General features: G+C 33.2%; 10 protein-coding genes. All 10 read right to left on the reverse strand.

The window, feature by feature from the left end:
* The 10 genes from Q0998_RS08955 to Q0998_RS09000 all read right to left on the reverse strand — a co-directional run bounded on the left by Q0998_RS08955 (position 1) and on the right by Q0998_RS09000 (position 18,662).
* A complete protein-coding gene (locus Q0998_RS08955) occupies positions 1–2,829 on the reverse strand; it encodes a heparinase II/III family protein (RefSeq protein ID WP_299669126.1) in 2,829 nt (942 codons plus the stop codon).
* Between the two features lie 9 nt (positions 2,830–2,838).
* A complete protein-coding gene (locus Q0998_RS08960; protein ID WP_299669128.1) occupies positions 2,839–4,257 on the reverse strand; it encodes a sulfatase-like hydrolase/transferase in 1,419 nt (472 codons plus the stop codon).
* A 238-nt stretch (positions 4,258–4,495) separates the two neighbouring features.
* Positions 4,496–5,821: a sugar porter family MFS transporter gene (locus Q0998_RS08965; RefSeq protein ID WP_299669130.1), complete on the reverse strand. Its 1,326-nt coding sequence runs from the start codon at positions 5,819–5,821 to the stop codon at positions 4,496–4,498.
* Positions 5,822–5,953: 132 nt separating this feature from the next.
* Complete coding sequence (locus tag Q0998_RS08970) at positions 5,954–7,717, reverse strand: alpha-L-fucosidase (RefSeq protein ID WP_299669132.1); 1,764 nt, start codon at positions 7,715–7,717, stop codon at positions 5,954–5,956.
* 153 nt (positions 7,718–7,870) lie between these two features.
* Positions 7,871–9,094: a glycoside hydrolase family 88 protein gene (locus tag Q0998_RS08975; protein ID WP_299669134.1), complete on the reverse strand. Its 1,224-nt coding sequence runs from the start codon at positions 9,092–9,094 to the stop codon at positions 7,871–7,873.
* A gap of 92 nt (positions 9,095–9,186) precedes the next feature.
* Positions 9,187–10,800: a RagB/SusD family nutrient uptake outer membrane protein gene (locus tag Q0998_RS08980; protein ID WP_299669136.1), complete on the reverse strand. Its 1,614-nt coding sequence runs from the start codon at positions 10,798–10,800 to the stop codon at positions 9,187–9,189.
* A 30-nt stretch (positions 10,801–10,830) separates the two neighbouring features.
* Positions 10,831–13,941, reverse strand: a complete 3,111-nt coding sequence (locus Q0998_RS08985; protein WP_299669138.1) for a SusC/RagA family TonB-linked outer membrane protein — start codon at positions 13,939–13,941, stop codon at positions 10,831–10,833.
* A 36-nt stretch (positions 13,942–13,977) separates the two neighbouring features.
* Positions 13,978–15,519: a fasciclin domain-containing protein gene (locus Q0998_RS08990; protein WP_299669140.1), complete on the reverse strand. Its 1,542-nt coding sequence runs from the start codon at positions 15,517–15,519 to the stop codon at positions 13,978–13,980.
* A 14-nt stretch (positions 15,520–15,533) separates the two neighbouring features.
* A complete protein-coding gene (locus tag Q0998_RS08995) occupies positions 15,534–17,177 on the reverse strand; it encodes a fasciclin domain-containing protein (protein ID WP_299669142.1) in 1,644 nt (547 codons plus the stop codon).
* A gap of 24 nt (positions 17,178–17,201) precedes the next feature.
* Complete coding sequence (locus Q0998_RS09000) at positions 17,202–18,662, reverse strand: RagB/SusD family nutrient uptake outer membrane protein (protein WP_299669144.1); 1,461 nt, start codon at positions 18,660–18,662, stop codon at positions 17,202–17,204.
* Between the last annotated feature and the right edge of the window lie 11 nt (positions 18,663–18,673).

Here is an 18,673-nt window from a genome sequence, read left to right on the forward strand (position 1 = left end):
TTATTTTCTTACTTCAATCGTGATTAGCTGATAAGACATCTTAGGAATGATAAAATTGACTATTTTTTGCTTGTCTTTAACCAAACGTTGTCCTTTTATCTCTGTTGATTCGTAGCTTAGCACAACCTCTCCTCTTTTATAAGTATCCGGTATTGATAGAATAACAGGCGAATCAGCTGTTAAATGCATATTATTTTCATTAAAAACCAATGTAGCTGCACCTGATTCACCTAAAGCCGTTTCGATACTAAAACCATCCATTCCAATTGACTTTCCTGAACCCAAAAACAATGTGGTTTCGTTTGCTTCAGTGGTTACAATACCAAATGTACCCGTAAAGGTCATGTTCTTATATTCAATAGTGTTGCTAATATCTGAGGAAAATATATAATCCGAACGGTCTGAAAGGCTTTCTACTTTTAATCCTACAAAACTATCCGTAACACCTTTAAAATCCAAGGTTTCTATATGTTTAATCGTTTTAGGTTCGCTTGTTGTTGATGGTTCATAAATAGCCACAAAAGGTTTATTCCAAGCTTCACCTGTTTGCCGTACTATAATAGTGTTTAACGGTTGATAAGCAATATCCTTTGGAATCATGGCATCCCTGAGCGCCTCAGAACGTGGTGATTTCACTTTAAATATTTCGCGCCCTGTATGACCGTTCATCCACATGTTCATACGTATAGTTTCCTCACCGTCTAAATTCAGATTAAATTTAGCCTTAAAAGTAGCATCTGTTTTTATGGATTGCTCGTCTGTTTTATAGTCGTATGCTTTAATATTTCCGTTAGCAGATGTTAGTTTCTTTGTGGGTATTAAATTCAACTCAGTATCACTCAAATCAGTTATTGTAAGTTCCTGACCAAGGTTATGGTAAAAATAATCATGGTATGTATCAGAACCCTCTTTAGTCGTAGACCTGAAAACATCAATATAGTAACCCGAAGTATCTCCTGTCCGTACAATACTCATTACCCTATTTTGATTTGAATTTGTACTAGGTTCATTAAAATAAAGGTCAGAAAACGTGATATTGGGATAGTAGCCTGTTTTTCTTTCAGAATCTGGATAAACGGCATTGACTTTAAACGGATATTTACCACGCATACGTTGATATTGGGATTTACCATTTACCGAAACCGTATTGTGTGCCGGAAACTGTGAATAATATTCCCGATAATCCAATTGAAAATAACTAGAACCTCTGCCACCCTCTGGAGCCAGCACAAGGCCTTTTCCATAAAGTTCCATGGCAATTCCGTTGGAATGCGAATGATTGCCTAATGAACCTGCTTGAGAAATCATCAAGCCATGCTTTGAATCAAGACCATTACGTTGTACCAACCAACTTACCGTTGGTGCATAAAAAGTATTGGTCATATAATCTGCTTCATTAGCAGGCTGAACATTTTTATCTAAATGAACTTCATTCTTATAAAGCAAATTTTGAAATGTATTTTTTGAATTTTTATTTTCTTTAATATCACCATCTTTTTCAAGCATATAAATAAGAGATGTGAATTTTTCTTCTTGCTCATGTTTTCCAAAATATTGGGCATTTGCTACAAGGTCGAGCATGGGTTCTATATGAAGTTTCCCATAATGTGAATCTCCAAAAGCTACCGTATACTTATTAGGGTATAAATACTGGGGCATAATCGCAACAGCTTTGGGTATAATGGGCATAAACTTTAAAATATCGATATCTAAAGCCTCTTGAATTTTCATAGCCATTTCTATAAAACCCTTTGCAACACTAAGTGCATAACCAGCCCCTTCGTTCCAGATGCCATTATCGGAATCATAACCAGAATCCAATACATCTGTTACCGACCATTGACGCTCGCTGGTTTCATTAAAAATTGTATTCAAATAAAACTGACTTCCTTTACCATCTGCATAGCTACTATCATCATCGAGTATTAAAGCAATTTTTATGACCAAGTTAGCTTGATGAAGATTCCAGTTATTGTCTGGAATACCATGCTTAATGATGATATCTGCCATTTTTTTAAATGCATCTGTATAGATGGGCATGTCATCTTTCTTATTTTCCTTGAGATACCCATATAAAAAATCAAAACAACTTGAAGCTGGGGCAACAATACCCTCTTTAATAACCTGAAAAGAAGTAAAGCCAATGATGTTTTTTACATTGCCATTTTTTAAATCTACTGGTGCATTTCTATAATAAATCCCTTTCATATAAATATCAAACAAATGGGAAGCTAGTTTTGCATACGCTACATCACCTTCTACATAATATATCATAGCAGCATCGCGAGCAATCTTCATAATATTGCTATTTATATTTTCTATGACCCTACCTGTTTTTAAAGGTTTTACCCATTCCCATTTGTCTGTGTTTTTATTTTGCAGCCAAAGTCCTCTGGCATCTTCAAGGTAAGGTTTCATATCCTCAAACTTTGGTGTTCTATAATCTGTAACATAATCTCTTTGTCCTGTAAAACGGACTGTTGGTACTGGCGCTTTTCCTTCAGCATGTGAATAGTATTCACCATTTACAAAAACATCAGTAGCATGGCTTTTCCAATACATTTGAAACCGAGAGGACAACCATTCTGGGTCTGATTTATATTGTTCAACATACGATGAAATTTTACTTTTAAATTTTTCGTAATCTCTTTTTACGTTTTTTGAATTTTCTAATTGTAGCAGTATTTTTTCTTTTGAAGCACCAGACAGAATAAGTCTTGGATGGTTTCTTTCAATTTTTTTAGGAAAAACAAATTGGGCATAAGTTGTCTGGCTTACCAATAAGAAAGCTATAATACTAATGCTATAAATACTTATTTTTAGTTTCATACTTAACAACTATTCGTTACGAGCCCAAATATGGCTGCCATCTAATAAGTTTTTATATTCGATGTTCAGTTCCTTTTTCATCTTTTCAAAAACATCTGGGTTTGTTGATGACAAATCAGTGGTTTCTCCTATATCATTTTTTAAATTAAATAAAACAAAATCGGTAAGCTTCGCACTTTTCACAAAAGCTTCGTTACCATCATATAAATTATGAATGTGTGGTAATTCGGCATTATTGGCTACTAAACGCCCCATTATTTTCCAGTCTCCCTTTCTCATAGCAACTCTATGTTCGTTTATAGCATCGTAAAAAGCCCAAATTAAAGGTTTGCTGCGCTCAAATTCCCCTTGAGTTAAAAGTGATTTAAAGGATTCTCCATCAATGCCATTTTTAGGTAATCCAGCTCTTGCTAGTTCAGAAAATGTAGGTAAAAAATCAAGTGCAGAAACTACTTTATCAGAAGTTCCAACAAATGTTTCTTTTCCGATCCAATTGACAATACAAGGGACTCTAAACCCAGCTTCATTAGTCCACAACTTCATACCTTTTAAATCACCTGGTGTCCCGTAAGAATTTTTTGCTTTCTTGTGCCTATGTAAGGTTTCTGGACCATTATCTGATGTAAAAACAACAATTGTATTTTCAATTTTATTTTCACTTAAGTAGGCCATTAAACGTCCTACAGCTATGTCTACATTTTCTACATTGGCAAAATATGCTGCTGCTGCTTTGAGATCTGTAAATTGAAGATACTTCTGAACTAAATTCTCTGGAGATGCAATTGGTTCGTGAGGTTCATGAAAAGCAACTTCCAAGAAAAAAGGCTTTTTATCTTCTCTTTTATCTAACCAACCAATAGCTTCATCTACAACAATTTGACTACTAAACCCATTTATTTTCCTTACTTTTTCTCCATTACGAATAAAATTTCTTGGATTTTTATGACTAGGTGAAGCATTGTTACGCGTGGCAAACCAATGGTCAAATCCAAAGTGGTTTGGTTGTGGTTGTGCTTCAGAATTAAACCTAGAATTACAATGCCATTTACCTACCAAGCATGTAGCATAGCCTGCTGTTTTTAGTAACGAAGGAATGGTTTCTTCATGGGCTTGTAGATGCACCAAATCTCTATGATCTTCACTTTTTTTAGGTGCTGGAATAAAATCGTATATACCTGCTCTGTTTGGGCTTCTTCCTGTTAGTAGTCCAACACGAGATGGCGAACATACAGGTGCAGCCGCATAAAAATTGGTCAATTTAATACCAGATGCTGCCAACTTATCAATATTGGGTGTTTTTATAAATGGATGACCATAGGAAGATAAATCACCATATCCTAAATCATCACATAAAAACACAATGATGTTTGGCTGTTTTTTAATTTCGGTTTTACGCTTCTTACAAGAATAAATTATAAGAATAATCATAAAAAATTTTAATACTTTAGAATACATATCTCTTAACTTTTTTTCTTGAAAAATTTATCAAAAATTATCATTTGATATTTTATTATAAGAATTCGGGATAATCACCAAATTCTTAATGTTTTTACCGATAGAATGCCTATGAACAATAAGCGAATTTGCTTTTGATGCAAACACAACAAATGAGATGCACATAAATAAGAAGTACTTATTGTTTTTTTTAATCATATAGCTATCTATTTTATTCTTTTAACATTAGATCTTCTAACGCTTCGAGAGTTTTTCCTTTGGTTTCTGGCATCATAAAAAAGACAAATAATAATTGTAAGACCATCATACCCGCAAAGACTAAAAACACAACACCTGCGCCAATCATTGGATGATTGAATAAAAACGGAATTAATGAAGGAATTATTGCTGCTAAAATCCAGTGGGTTGAACTTCCAAAAGCTTGACCTGACGCTCGCAAGTGATTTGGAAAAATTTCAGAGATAAATACCCAGATTACTGCTCCTTGACCGATGGCGTGTGCTGCTATAAAAATAAATAGGAATATGGGAACAGCCATCCCTGTCCACCCTAAAAAGAAAGCAGCAGAAACCAATCCTAAAGAGATAATATATCCTACAGAACCGATATACATTAATGTTTTACGTCCTAACTTATCAATTAAAAAAACACCTAACAGCGTAAATACAAGATTTGTAAACCCAATGCCAATACTGCTTAATAAAGCGGCACTTTCACCCAAACCAGCTTCTTCAAAAATTCGTGGTGCGTAATATAAAAAAGCATTTATTCCAGAAAACTGATTAAAAAATGCAATTAAAAAAGCCAGTAGTAATGGAAATCTATATTTTTTGGTAAAAATAGTTTCAGCTTTATTTATAGTTTCTGAATGACTCTGAAATTCTAATAATTGAGCATCCACATCTGCAGTAGCATCTATTAACTTTAATACTTCTTTAGCTTCGGTATTTCTTCCTTTTGAGGCCAACCATCTAGGGCTTTTTGGAAGTCTAAAGGCAAACAAAATATATAAAATAGCAGGAATTGCTTCTACACCTAGCATCCACCTCCATGCATTTTCGCCAATGTCGCTTAATAGATAATTCGATAAAAATGCGATTAAAATGCCAAAAACAATATTAAATTGATACAATGCTACCAAACGACCACGATCTTTTGCGGGAGCAATTTCTGAAATATAAGCTGGTGCCGCAATTGTGGAAGCCCCCACGCCAATACCACCAATAAAACGTGCAAATGCAAAAACCCAAGGATCATTTGAAAATGCAGAACCAATTGCTGAAACTGCAAATAAAATACCAATCATAATTAATATCTTTTTTCTACCATATTTATTTGTTGGGATGCCTCCAGAAATAGCCCCTAATACGGTTCCCCAAAGTGCAGCACCCATTACTACCCAGCCGTGAAAAGAGTCTGAAGATTCCCATAACAATTGTAACTTTTTATCTGCTCCAGAAATAACCACAACATCAAAACCAAATAAGAATCCTGCAAGTGCTGCTGTAATTGACCAAATAATTATTTTTTTATTCATTTTATTTTTGCTTCGGTTCATTTTAATTGATTGCTGTTCTTTTAAAAAATATTTCTAGATTTAAAATCCGATAGTAACGTCAATATTTATAAAAAAAACTCTCTTGTTTTAAAAACTTTTTACACTCTCCTCCTATTTAAATCTAGTTGGTTGAAGCTTCACTTCTTTTAAGCTTACTGGTTTCCATTTCCCTGCAACGGGTAAAAAGGAAACTTCGTATCTACCTGGTTTATCTACACTAAAAATACCTAAATCTACTTTTTTAAATTTTTTTGGGTTTCCGCTAACGGAAATTTTAATTTTTTTAGAGCTTCCATTAAACGAAATTGTAATTTCAGTATCGTTTTCACCCGCAAAAGAACCTGTTAAATTAAACGCTTTAAGTTTATCTATTTCGAAACTCCAATAGACTCTCGCCGTTTCACTCTGCCAATCTCCAACACAATCTAAACGCTCGTTATATTGAGCACCAGGCCCTTGCAAATTTTCATATTGAGCTCTATAAGCAGGGAGCTTTACAATGCCATCTTTATCTTGCCCTAAAGCTTTTTGAGGTAACGCATTCGGCATCTCTTTTAATTTTAAAACAATAACCGAAGCGATACTATCTGGAGCTTTACCTGTAAGTTTTACTTTTATACCATGACCGTCTGTTTGTGTTTTAAATTCTCTTGATGGGTCTGTCAACAAATAACAAGATGCTACTTCATTCTTCAATCTGATGGGAAGAGAAGCCCCGTTCTTCCAATTGTAAACATGTAAATACAAGAGCCCTTTATTATCTATAGTTTTCATGGTTATTCTTCCCCATTCTGGTTCTGCGCTTGTTGGGCTTGCTTGAGTACCATAAATAGCCTCACTATTTTTATCCATCCATGCACCTATAGCTTTTAATCTTTCAGTAGCTTCTAGTCTTAATGTGCCTTCATGGGTTGGACTAACATTCAATAAATAGTTCCCACCCTTACTACTTTGGTCAATTAAATTATGTATTAAAGTTTTAATAGATTTAAATTGATCATCGTCACTACGGTATCCCCAGCTTCCACTAATAGGTTGACATAATTCCCAGTATTTTGCCTCGGGTTGATATCGTGGACCGTGTCTTTCAAAAGTTTTATGATCTCCTGGATACTCGTCTCCTAAACGATCGTTAGTAATTATGCTAGGCTGCAACGCTGTAGTAATATGGTATAAACTATCTACTACAGATTTTGTCATTTTTCTAGGTGTGTCCCACCAAAAAATTGCTATGGGTCCATATGCTGTTAATAATTGTTTTACTTCTGGAAGTGCTTTTTCATACACATACTCATCACTACTTACACGTTGAATACTTTTATCCCAGTTGTTCCCCATGCCTCCTGGATGATGCCAATCTTGCGCTTGCGAATAATAAAAACCAAATTTAATACCTTGTTCTTGACAGGCTTTTGCCAACTCCTTTAAAACATCACGTTTAAACGGTGTGGCATCAACAACATTATAAGGGTTTGCTTTTGAATTGAACATTGAAAAACCATCATGGTGTTTTGCAGTAATAACCATGTACTTCATTCCTGCTGTTTTGGCTAATGCCACAAATTCATTGGCATTAAATTTTGTAGGATTGAATTTTTCTGCAAATTTCTCATATTCGGCAATGGGTATTTTACCCTTATTCATAATCCATTCTGCACTATTGGTTTGTGCTTCTCCTTTGTAAAAACCGGCAGGAACGGAGTAAATACCCCAATGAATAAACATCCCAAATCGTGCATCTTGCCACCATTCCATACGTTCTTCATCTGTAATTTGCGCTACTTTTTCTGCTGATTGGGTTTGGATTGAAACCTGCCTACAGCTTAAAGTAAAAATTAAAATAAGACCTGTGAATACAAAAACTAGTTTTTTCATCTTTAATAATTTTCTCATATTATTCATCAATAACAAACTCCCTATCAACTTATTAAACCTATTCATAATGTTTTAAAAAGTAATGTTTCCAAATTGTTGTGATTCTATTCATTTTACTCGAAAACTTAATGTCTAGTAATATTAAAGTACGATTTACTTTTGAGCAAAAGCAGCGTTAGCTGCTATCTTTTTTAAACGTATTAAAGCTTCCAGATAGTAATAATCTGCATAAATTATGGGTACATCAATTTCTGAATTTTTAGGACGATGCCCCGTAGAATGCAACAATAATGCTTGATTTGTGTCACCACTAAAGTATTCTTTGGATGATAATATCTCAATAAAATTTTGAGCTGTATTTCTATACTTTTCTTTTAATTTTTCATCTTTTACGAATTCAGATAATTCTAACATACCACACGCCGAAATGGCGGCTGCTGAAGCATCTTTTGGTGCATTTGGTATTTTAGGATCGTCAAAATCCCAATAAGGAATTCTGTCTTTTGGTAAACGATTTATATAATGATTTGATAGTTTTATGGCAGTTTCTAAAAACGCTTGATTACCAGTTTCTCTGTATGCTACAGAAAACCCATAAATTCCCCAAGCTTGGCCTCTTGACCACATAGATTCATTGGCATATCCTTGATGTGTATATCCCTTTAAAAACTTTCCAGTATCTTCATCAAAAGACCCAACATGGTATACAGCGCCATCATCACGTACCATATACTTCATTGTTATCTCTGCATGACTCTTAGCAATTTCATACAACCTTTTACTTCCGCCATTTTTAGCTGCCCAAAAAAGTAATTCTAAATTCATCATGTTATCGATAATCGTATTATGCTGAAACTTACTTCTTTGACTGGGCCATGATAATATAGACCCTACATTAGGATTGTATAGGGTAGCTAAAGTATCTGCTGCAGACAATAAAATCTTTTTATACTCCTTATTTCCTGTCAATCTATATCCATTCCCATAACTACAATACACCATAAACCCTATATCATGATTTTTAGCAGAACTATATGCTATGGTTTTAATAGGATTTGTAAATTTTTCTGCTTGTTTTTTTATGGTATGATCACTAGAAGCCTCGTACGCATACCATAAAACTCCTGGCCAAAAACCACTACACCAATCATTTACACTCACAAAATCCCAATTGATTTTATTACTATTAATACGTCTAGGAAAACTATCTGGACTCGATAGTCCTTTCAATGTTTCTTTAGTTTTTAAAATACTTTTATTTAATGATGTTTGAAGATTAAACTTCTCACTTTCTGGTTTAGAAACTTTTTTTTTGGTTGAATTACAAGCTAATAATATAAACACAACTAAAAATAGGGATGGCTTTATTAAATTCATTATCATATATTTATTAATAAAAAATATTGCTTTTATTATATTTTAAAATTATTTTTAATAACAGAAATACTTACAAGAAAATGTTCAACTGATTAATCAGAAACAAAGTTTTCTGGAAGGGTTAATGGCAAATACCAATTTTCTGGATTCATTAATATAGCGCGAACTTTTGCTGCGCTTGATGCATCTCCAGAGGTTTCAAATTTTTGAGCAACCGCTTCAGAAATTATAACAGGGTTATTTGCTCTTTTAGAAAAACGAACTAAATCTTCCCATCTATTTCCTTCAAAAGCAAGTTCTAATGCCATTTCATTGAGAATGAGTTCTCCTGCCAATTTTATTGCCTCTTCATTACTAACATTTGAATCTATAAAAACGGGTGCCATACTTACTCTTCCTCTAACTCCTAAATTACCAGAAGTTGGTACATCGCTTGAATTGGTTACATAATATTGATTCACATCAAAATTTAAAAAATCTTCTGTATTGTTAAAAATTAATGCCATTTGTGGTAATGTATTTGGATCATTAAAAATACCGTTAACAATGGTTAACGCATGATAAGGATATCCAGCATAATTTATAGCTTCTGCATACCTAAGGTATATTTTAGCGACTCTATTCCAAGTAAAATAATCATATTGATATTTAGTAATTCTGGCCATATCACTAATACCTGTATATGATACAGATGCTCTATTATCTCCTGATTCATAAGGTTGTTTATTAAAACCCTTAAGTTGTTCATCCCAAAGGAAGATAGCTTGAGATGAAGGTTTTATTTGATTTCCAAAAACTACAAAACCGTTATTTTCTTGCCTAAATTGCTCACTATAAGAAATGTAATTTATAACTTCGGAGTTTTGAATGGTCTCTTGAAAAATATCATCCCAGTTATTATCAGTAGTATAAGCTCCACTGCTTTCTGTAGTGGTTACTCCGTAAAGTGATGTTAGATTATAAAAGTTACTTGCTCCAGAAACATTATCATCAAGAAATTGTTTATAATGCATGGCTGCTAAAGGAAAATTTCCTTTCCATAAATTCAAGTCTCCCAAAAGAACATCTTGATTTGGAATCATATTAAAAATACTGAACCCTAATGAGTTTTCATAATCGGTCACATTATCTACACCTGTAACAGCTTGAAGATTTTCAATTAATTGGTCTATACCTTGTTCAAAAGAAAGTAAAGGATATTTTTTAGTTAAGTCATCTTCATTTTGTATAGGATCTGTGATATATGGAAGCTTACCGTAATTGATAAGTATTTGCATTTGAGACCAGGTTCTAATGCGAAGAATAGAGGCATAATCGTCAAGCAATAAATTATCATAAGCCTCTGTATCTATACCTGCTAGCGCAAAATTACAATTGTTTATGATAGAGAATAGCGTTTTAGGATCTACATAACTATTTTCAAGGTTTATGTTATGAGTGTTGATTTGTCTAATTTCATCTCCTGCATTACTTGTAACATCAACCAAATCTGCCCGTATTTCGCCTAAAACAATATATTGCTCTGTAATATCCTGCATTTGAGAAATTACTCCGAATAAGGCAGATCTCGCATCCAATTTATCATCTCCTAGGTAATCATCAGATAACAATACTTCTTCTGGAGACACATCTGTTAAACTTTCACAAGAAGTAAATAGTGTTGCACCAATGAGTATGCTAAATAAAATAGTTATGTATTGCTTCATATTTTTTTATTTTTCAGTTGTATATAAATTTTATAGTCCTACTCGAATACCAATAAGTACGGAACTGAATTGAGGCATATACCCTGCATCAATACCTTGTAAATAACTTACTTGTGATGCACTTACCTCTGGATCATAACCTAAATAATTTGTAAACGTAAATAGGTTATTTGCAGTAACATATATAGTAGCATTGTATACTTTTGGCGTGTAGGATAAGGATAGTGTTTTAAGACGAACGTATGAGCCATCTTCTATCCAACGATCAGAAAATCTTGAATTACCTACTTCATCTCCGTAAACGGCGCGAGGTATGTTTGTATTTTGATTTTCAACGCTCCAACGATTAGCAATAGCTTCACTTTGATTTGAAAAATCACTCATAGCTTCTGTTTTCCACCTTAAAGCATTATAAATGTCATTTCCTTCACTAAACGTAAATAAGGCAGATAACGTAATTCTTTTATAGGTAAATGTATTGTAGAACATTCCTGTAAAGTCAGGATTTGGGTCTCCGATAACCACCCTGTCATCTTCATTAATAATAGTATCAGAAGTATTTGTATTTACAAATTTTACATCTCCGGCAACAAATGGTTGTTCAAAACCTCTAAAATCTGTCCAACTCAATCCATCTGAAGTTGCAGCTGCTGAATTATTGTAGATACCGTCGGTTTTATATCCATAAAACAATCCTAATGGACTTCCTTCTTGATTTATTATGGTGGCTTCAACACCTTGAATATCTAATATCTGACTTCCGCTAGGTAGTGAAAGAATTTCGTTTTTATACCTGGATATATTTCCGCCAACATCCCAACTAAAACTGTTGGTATTTACTATTCGCGTATGTAAGCCAAATTCAAAACCTCGGTTTGTAAGTTTACCATCATTATTTATAAAACCCTCTTGACCAAAAACTGAATTAATTTCATTTGTATTTAGTAGTCCATCTGTTACGTTATTGAAATAATCAATAGTAAACGATAATCTTTCATTAAAAAATCCCAGATCTAAACCTATGTTTGCTTTTGTAGTTTCTTCCCAAGCAATAGAACTATTTGCAACATTACCGCTTACTAGACCTGTACCTTCTAAGAATCTACGGGAAACAAAATAAGACTCGGCATTGTAATTGCCAATACCATCATTTCCAGTTAAACCATAACTAGCTCTAAGTTTAATCTGGTCTACATTTTTAGATGCAGCCATAAAATTTTCTGAAGAAATTAACCAACCTGCGCCAACGGATGGGAATATTCCAATCTTGTTATCTTCTCCAAACCGAGAAGAGGTATCAACAGAGAAGTTATAGCTAAAAAAATATTTGTTTAAAAATGAATAATCTGCATTTGCGTAAAGTGATGCATACTTCCAGTTACCTATACTACCCGAAGTAACAAATGTTAATCTATCTCCACTATCTAATGAAGTAAATTGATCATCTCCTGAATTTCCACTGGTAGAAAATGAGTTTTCATAATTATTTTGATTGTATCTTATTCCTAGGTTTAATGATAAATTATGAATATTATCTACGTTTAGTAAATAGTTCAACTTGGTGTCATTATAAACAGCAAACAAACTTTGAACACTCACTTTAGAAGACCGAAAGAGCACATCGTCAAATTCATTAACACTTGAAGAAAGACCCAAATCTGGAAGAAAAACGTTCTCTCTGTTCTTCAAGTAATTTAATCCAATTAAAGAACTTAAATTTAAATTTTTTGAAATTTCATACCCAATTTTTAAGTGACCATACAAATTGTAATTTTTGGCTTCAAAAGTAGCATTATCAGTAATTGCTTTAGGATTACTAAAAGCCCCAATTTCATCTATATCTTCATAAATATTTGTAACAATACCATCTGCATTTGGTACAAATGGCGATAGAAAAGGTGATTTATTAAGTGCTGAAAAAATGGGTGATGTACTTAACAAACCATCGTCAAATAAATTACGTGTAGCATAAGTTACACTCAAATTGGTATCTAGCGAAAGCTTTTCTGTAATATTTGTTTCTGCATTAAAACGGGTGGTGAACCTATCAAATTCTGAGTTGGACACAACACCACCATTTGTTGTATACCCAATAGATAGCCCATATTTAGCAACCTCATCTCCACCGGTTACTCTAAGATAGTATTCGTTCGTAAAACTGTTCTCAAAGATTTGCTTTTGCCAATCTGTTTCATTGTGATATCTTTCATAATCTTCAAAAGAAGTGTTTTCATTAAAAAAAGGCAAATTAGCAATTTCACTGTTGGTATAAAGTCCTGAATTATTAAATTGATCTACTAAATAAGTTTTAAACTGACCGCTATTCATCATCGGAATATTATTTGGTGCCATATTTAAACCACCTTGTATATAGAAATCAATTTTAGTTGAAATAGCATCTGTTTTATTGGTTTCAATAAGTATCACACCGTTGGCTCCTCTTGCACCGTAAATTGAGGCAGCATCTTTTATTACTGTAATATTTGCAATATCTTTAGGATTTATATCTGACAAGGGATCATAGGCATACCCATTGATGATCGCATTATTACTAAAGGTGTTGGTCTCTATCATCATACCATCAATAATTATTAAAGGTTGTGTAGCTGCGTTTAATGTATTATATCCTCTAATAAACATGTTAGCACCTATACCTGGCACACCAGAGCGTAAAATGGTTCTCATACCACTAACCTCTCCATTTAATAAATTAGCAACAGATTCACGAGGACTTGAAATGCTCCCCTCTTTAGTAGCAACAGCACTTACAATAGCTGTATTTGATTTTTTCTCAAAGGGCATTTGAATCTTATTATAATAGGATTTAAAATTGTTATCGTGCATCTTAATTTTAACTTTTGTGAGACCTTTAAGAGCAACTTCCTTATTTTGATAAGCAATATTACTTACATGAAGTGTGGCTCTTGTATCTGGCACTAGAATAGAAAATTCTCCTTTTTCATTCGTTAACACAGATGAAAATGTTCCTACCCGAATATTTATTCCAGCTAATGGACGTTCGTCAATTGCATCAATCACGATACCTGTTACAGTAATTCCAGATTTTTCTTGTCCTTGCAACGCAATAGTTATTCCAAAAAATAAAATGAAAAACAGGGTATGTGCATTCTTTATTTTCATCAGAGTCAGATAAGTCATGTTTACTATTTATTTTTATTAATCAATGGGTACTAATTCTGCATAATCGATTCCAAAACTACGATCGTACAATAAAAGTTCGGGTTCGCTAACATCAATAATAACTTTAAGCTTTACAAAAAAGTTGTTAGTTTTGTTACTGTTTATATATACTGGTATCGCATACGTACCTCCAATACGAACAACACCATCTTCTTGATTACTAATTATAATTGCTGGAATCTCATTTACAATAATATTTTCATTTTCATCCACATAACTAAATTCAAACTTTAATTTGGTTTGCTTCGCTGCGCCAATTGGAGAAAATTTTAAATCGATGTTATAATTTGCCGATAATACATTTGAAAAAGCGATTTCAAAATAGTTATTACTATTGTTCGCATTTGGATTTTTTGTGAGTGATACCGTATTTGTAAAATCACCAGAAGCATTGATGTCATATTTCTTTTGAATGGTAAAATCTGATAAAGATCCTATTTCTCTTCTGCTTGAATTTTCTACTTCATACCGTATTTTTTTGTAAATAATATTTTTAGGGTCATAATCCAGTTGGTCTACAACAAACAAGTTGCCGTTGCTTAAAGCATAATTTTCTATTACATTGCCAGAGTTTATAATAACATTATTACCTGTTGTTGTAGTAATAGCTGATCCATCTAAGTCTTCAAGATTCACAATAGGAAAATTCAGGTTGCTAAATATGGCACTGTCTGTATAGTATTTAGTTGAATCTGCAACAGGATGCTGATAATAATCATATAAATCATCAAATATGTTTTCATACACAGCATCTGTTAAACCAATAAATGTGTAGCGCTCTTCTTCTGAACTCAAATTACCAATAATATTAAAATAACTATTGGATGAATTAAAGATGGAATCATACACTGGTTGCCCCAAAGTATTGGTTCCTATTTTTACGCTATTTACTTCATCAAAAACAGTTTCATTGAATTGTGTTAGAAAATCTAATAATATTGGAAATCGAAGGGCATTATCATTGAGATAATCAAAAACATTAGGCCTTACTGTTAATACGTCATCTATTTTGTGCAAAATTCCATTAGCTGTTAAAATATCTTTTTCAACAACGTTAACGTCTCCGAAGGTCACACTACCACTAGAATTTGAAAATTGAATGGACTTATTGTTTAACATTTTCACCAAAACCGAATTTTCAGCAAAACTTGTATTGTAAGAAAATCTAGAGATATGGTTTCCTATGAACTCACTTAGTAAATCAGGGGCATTTAATATATCAGTAGATACTTGAGCCAAAGCCGTATTGTTAGGCGCCCATACAGTGTATGCTTGAGGTGTTTCTAAAAGTGCATCATAACCTGTTTGCTCAAGTAAATCAACAAAAACAGTATATTCCGCGCCTTCAGATAGCACAGACAAAAGATTATTTTCTAAACTGGAATCTAATTCTTTATAATGATTCTCCCAGGCATCATCTTTACAACCAATAATGGTTACAAGAATGGTAAGGACTGCAACAAAAAAGCTGAGATTGTATATGTATTTATTCTTGTTTTTCATTAGAAGTTCTTTCATATTATTTTCTTTTATTAATCAACTGGCACAAACTCAACATAATCAATAGGAATACCTCCTGATCTTACCGTTTCAAAACGAAGCACATGACTTTGTTGTTCGGGCATGAGTAGTTCATCTGTTATTATAAATCTAGCCCAGGTAGCTATGTCATAGGCCGAGGTACCTGTATTGTCGAAAACATCTCTAAGCCCTCTCACGTAACCACGATCTCTCAATTGTGTTGAGTCTTCATTGGGCCAACCTATTCCTAGTTCACTAGGATTTACCCTCATATCCCATTGTGAACCAATAGGTTGACCATCCCAGTAGGTTTGAAATATTGGTCTACCATTATTCCCTTGATTTCCGCATACCCTAAGTTCATATTTCCCTTTAGGAAGTACTGGAGTATCAAATTCAATCCATGTAACAGAACCTAAATTCAATACGGTTCCTGCATCGTATGCTGCATTTCTACTCTGTCTAAGAATTCTTATACGAGTTGCTGGAAAAACTCGAAGACGAGAAAAAATAGTGGGATCATTATACCATCTGCCAAAACCAACTGCACCCGATTGTACTTCGGGCTGACCCGTTGCAAAATCAAATATTACATATTTTGCTTTCGGTATAAATATGGTAAACAATTTATCTACCGTATGGTACACTCCGTTTTTTGCAGGATAATTACTTTCTGATGGAATTAAAGATGTCCAAGTATCATTTACACCAGTCTCAGTTTCATTTAATTTAAGTTCTTTATCTGTTTTAAATGATTTAATCGCATTTTTAGGTAAAATGGTATTTATAAAGCTATCAGCAGGAAAATCAGCAGTGTATAAAAAACTTTCTGTGGCATGGTAGCCCATAAATCTGTTCAATTCATTATTTGGATTGGTGTAATCGGTATCTCCAGGAGAGATTAGATTCGCCAAATCATCAAAAGAATGAATGCCTTCTTGAGCATAAACAACATCCGATTCTGCCAAAATTGTAAAATTATTTTTGGCTCCTTTAGTATCAAAAATTACAGAAAAAATTTCATAATATCCTGTTTGTTTTAAAGCTTCAATAAAAATAGTATGTTTCCCAGCCTTTTCAATTACTTTAGGAATGGGGTCAATAAATGGTAACAATACGCCATCAAGGGCGTGTATAATACCATTGCTAGCCTCTATATCGTATTGATCTAAACCAATCTCTCGATTAATTTTAACATTCGAAATACCTCCTCCGTCTAAATATGAGGTGGTAAGAAAATCACCCGTGTAAGTCGTATCAGCTAAACGACCTTCAATAAAACTACTGGTATACCTTTGCGTTGGTAAGGTGTGAAACTTAACTACTATTTTTAAAAACTCAATTTGATCTTCAGATGTTAATTCATCTACTGAGCCTACATTAAAATTTTCCTGCAAATATGTTTTAATAGCCGTATTGGTAGGTGCTAAACAAGTATAACTACCGTAACTTTTAAATGCACTGTCGAATTTTGTTTTACGTAAAATATCTACATACATCGAAAATTTATCTGGATCAGATTCCAGCGTCTGTAAAATTGTTTTTTCATCCGTTGTGAAGAAAGTGGTATTATCAAGCTTATCATCACAACTGATGATGATTATAGCAAGTAGTAATAAACTTACAAGCAACTTTCTAATTTTATCTGTTCTCATAATATTATCTTTTATATTATTCTTTTAATTTTGATAATAGGGGTTTTGAATTAAATTGTCATTAAGATTGATATCTGCTTGTGGTATTGGCAAATAATAAGATTCTGAATCTGAATAATAACTCAAAAGTTGTTCATAATTATCTGCACTCGCTTTTACATCAACTAGATCTAGTATCAGTTCTTGTCGTTCAAAATTATTACGTCTTGCAAAACGTAGTAAATCATACCACCTCTTCCCTTCGTAAGCAAATTCTTTTTGACGCTCTAGTAATAATGCTTCTTGTAGAGATGTTTCGTTAATTACAACTTCTAATGGAACTCCTGTAGCACGTTGATGTACAGCATTTATTAAATCCTTAGCTCTGTCTAAGTTTTTATTATTTGAAGATAAAAGATATGCTTCTGCCTGCATCAATAGAACATCTGCATATCTATAAAATATAAAGTTGTTAAAAAATTCATCTTGTCCTCTATAGGTTCCTGCTGCATCTACTCCTGCATATTTGTAAATAGCATTTGTTTGCGCATCATAAGTGGCAAAATCTGCTCTAATATCATTCGGAAACTCTTCATAAAGTTCTATGATCCCTACGTAAGTTCCATATAACGGATTTCCAATCCAAAATGAATTTCTAAATGTTGCATTTATATCGCTAAATTGTAATTCAAAAATACCTTCACTAGAATTTCCTTCGAAGAATATCTTATCAAACCATTCTGAACCACCCACCAAACTATATTTACCTAGACTTACAATTTCATTGCAGGTATCAATACAATTATCGAATTGATTGCTCCACAAATACACATCAGAAAGTATGGCTAATGCTGCACCTTTTGTCATTCTTCCTTTGTCATAAGCTGCAGATAGTGTTGCACCTAAATTAAGATCTGAAACAGCTAATTTAAGATCTTCGATTATTTGAGTAATAATCTCTTCTTCGGTATTTTTTGCAGGGTAAAAATCAACTTGACTATTGGATGTTGCTGTTAGCACTAATGGAACTTCTTTAAAGTTTCTTACTAAAATAAAATAGACCAAAGATCTAATGGTTAACACTTCTGCTTTAAAATTATCTAATTCTTGCTGTGTAAAAGATAAATCGTTTTCTTTGGCAGCATCAGCAAATTCTAATACTAAATTGCAATAGTTGATGGTTGCATAAAATGAATTCCAACTTACCAAAGTGTTGGTTGGTATCATAAAATTGTTCATTAAATTTAAAGCGGCATTACTAGCTCTTCTGGAAACCAACATTTCTGCTCTAAGTTCACCCCACAACAATACTCTATCTGTAAAACTAGATTGGTTCATAGATGCATAACACCCAGCAACGGCAGCGGCTACTTGTTCTTTATTTTGCCAAAACTCTTGTTGGATTAGATTATCTTTGGGTTTTAATTCCAAATAATCATCACAGGAAAGTAACGAGACCAAAAAAATTGGGATGATTATTAATATGTTCTTTATATGTCTTTTCATTGTAGTAAAAG

It is taken from the genome of uncultured Polaribacter sp. (assembly GCF_947501385.1).
Lineage (GTDB): Bacteria > Bacteroidota > Bacteroidia > Flavobacteriales > Flavobacteriaceae > Polaribacter.